Genomic DNA, 2,708 nt, shown 5'->3' on the forward strand with positions numbered 1-2,708 from the left:
AATAAAAATCTCGGCAAAGGTGAATCTTTACGCCAAGCTCAACAGGCTCTACTTCGCAATCCTAAATATCGATCGCCCTACTATTGGGCACCATTTGTTTTGGTTGGAAACTGGCAATAAATCTCGACGAAAACTCACCCATACGGGTGATGTGTTGTTAACATTCACAATTTATAAAAACATGATTTTTAAACGTTACTTAGTTTCCATTGGTTTGACAATTACTACCGTGCTAATTGCACCTGTTCAAATTAATGCTGTTAAATATGAAGCCAGGGCAATTTTAGCCAGAGATGTCGGTGCGATCGCCAAAAAAACTGTCGTCAGAATTGAATCGACAGAGGGTAGTTTTGGATCGGGTGTAATTATCGGTCGATCGGAACGCGGCACTAAGAATATTTACACGGTTTTGACAGCAGCACACGTTGTTAAAATCCCCAGTAATAATTATAAAATCGTTACTCCAGTTCCACTCAACAGCCCGATCGGCAGAAAGAGAGTAACGATTAATTTAGATGCCCAACGCAATATTAAAGTTATTCCCAATGTCGATTTGGCAGTAATTTCTTTTGAAAGTAGTTATACTTTTGCGATCGGGACGATCGGTAATTCGGAATATGCCGATGAAGGCAGTCCCGTTTATGTTGCTGGTTTTCCCAAACCAGGTAAAGCAATTACCAGAATTGCCTTCCAATTTACAGGCGGGATGATTTCTTCCCGATTAGATGAAAGCGATAGCAATCCTCAAGAACGAAATAATGGCTACGATCTGGCTTATACCAATATTACTAGAGCCGGGATGAGTGGCGGCCCAGTATTTGATGCTGCTGGGCGAATTGTCGCCATTCACGGGCAAGGCGATCGGAATAATCAAACCCCTGGCGAAGAAACTAGCGTTGGGACAATGACCGATGAAAAAACAGGATTTAATTTGGGTATTCCCATTCAAAGCTTTTTGAAATATCAACCCCAAGCTAGCACGATTGTGGGGGCGAGAATAGATAAGTCGCCTTTGAATTATCAACTTAACGATCGAACTTTTACGATCGGTACTAAAAATAAAAAGTTCACCCGAAAGTTTCCAATCAGAAGTGAAGATCCACCACTTTTTGATGTAACCAAGGTAAACGAGCAGAGTTACGATTAGTAAATAAGAGGGCAGGGGTAAAGGGTAAAGGTATTAGTTCGATATCATTTACTCTTTACCTGAAATACCCGATCTTCGATCGATCGCACATCCCCTCCATATCTCGATCGATCTCGGATTTTCCGCAACTCGCATAGATAAATTTTGTTAGTTCGATCGCACCAGGCGATCGCATCTCGATTCACCCTTCAACTTTGCATAAAGCAACGCCTTTCCATTCTCATGATGAAGTATCTACGTCCTGTTCTTGCCAGCACTGCTCTATTGTTTTTACCTGCGATCGCATCCGCCCAAACTTATCAACCCAGCAATCGCGCTCCGGTAGCCGATAACACGCTAGGAACTCAAGTATCGGGCAATGGTAATAACTTTAGTATTACAGGCGGGGTAACTAAGGGACAAACGTTATTTCATAGTTTTACCGATTTTTCCGTCCCCACTAACGGAGCGGCGAATTTTAATAATCCAGTCGGCAATCGGGACATTATTACCCGCGTCACGGGTAATGCATTCTCAGATATTAATGGCACAGTTAATACTAATGGTGCGAATTTCTTTCTGATTAATCCCAATGGGGTGACATTTGGCACGGATGCGAAGTTAAATGTCGGGCGGGCATTTATGGCAACTACAGCAAATGGGATTAATTTAGTCGATGCTGGCGGTAGAACGATTACGTTTGGGACTAATCCTAATGGCGATGCGCCATTATTAAGCGTCGCGCCGAATGTGCTATTTAACGTATCAGGTTTAAATATCGGCGGCGGAGCTGGGCAGATTAATAATTTTGGTAAGTTGAAAAATGTCACCCCAAATCAAATCCAATACATCGGGTTAATTGGTGGTAATGTCAACTTTAACGGCGGACAAATCCTCACTCCAGGTGCGAATGTAGAGCTAGGCGGATTGAGTCAAGCGGGAACTGTTGGGTTTAATATCGATAGTGGGATACAGTTGCCAAATAATGTAGAGCGGGGGAATGTATCGCTAGTGCAAGTAGGAACATCGCCTAGTATCATCGATGTTCGTGCTGGTGGTGGTGGTAATGTCAGGATTTTTGCTAGAGATATCGATCTGCAAGGAACGGGAAGCTATATACTTACCGGAATTGCCACTGGATTGGGTTCGCCCACAGCACAAGCGGGAGATATTAAGCTCGATGCCACTGGCAAAATCACGCTCTCTGAAGGTGATATTTTCAATCAAGTCGCTGCTGGAGGAACAGGCAAAGGTGGCGGCATTGAGATTAAGACTGGCAATCTGGCGATGACTAATGGTGCTGCATTAAGTGCTAGTACTTTCGGTACGGGTGATGCAGGGAGTGTGAAGATTACCGCTGCTGGCAATGTCTCTTTTGATGGTCGGAAAGATGGTTTTGGTAGTGGCTCATTCAGCACCATAGAAAAGGGTGCAGTAGGCAAAGGGGGAAATATTGAGATTACTACTGGTAATCTGGCTGTGACTAATGGTGCTGTATTAAATGTTAGTACTTTCGGCACAGGCGATGCGGGAAATGTAAAGATTACCGCTGCTGGCAATGTCTCTTTTGATGGTAGAAAAG

At 43.6% G+C, this 2,708-nt stretch carries 3 protein-coding genes; all 3 read left to right on the top strand.

Going from position 1 to position 2,708, the window contains the following annotated elements; all coding sequences use genetic code 11:
- Window positions 1–120: CHAT domain-containing protein (locus Q0R35_RS19530; protein ID WP_366944861.1), on the top strand; the 120-nt coding region annotated here is incomplete at its 5' end.
- Between the two features lie 61 nt (window positions 121–181).
- Complete coding sequence (locus tag Q0R35_RS09835; RefSeq protein ID WP_295616927.1) at window positions 182–1,147, top strand: serine protease; 966 nt, start codon at window positions 182–184, stop codon at window positions 1,145–1,147.
- A gap of 222 nt (window positions 1,148–1,369) precedes the next feature.
- Window positions 1,370–2,708, top strand: a 1,339-nt coding sequence (locus Q0R35_RS09840) for a filamentous hemagglutinin N-terminal domain-containing protein (RefSeq protein ID WP_295616930.1), incomplete at its 3' end; no start/stop codon positions are given.

The sequence above is a fragment of the Chamaesiphon sp. GL140_3_metabinner_50 genome, from assembly GCF_025361915.1.
Lineage (GTDB): Bacteria > Cyanobacteriota > Cyanobacteriia > Cyanobacteriales > Chamaesiphonaceae > Chamaesiphon.

What these genes read in the sequence shown, in the direction of transcription:
- Q0R35_RS09835 (WP_295616927.1), top strand. Translation starts at nt 182, where the DNA reads ATGATTTTTAAACGTTACTTAGTTTCCATTGGTTTGACAATTACTACC.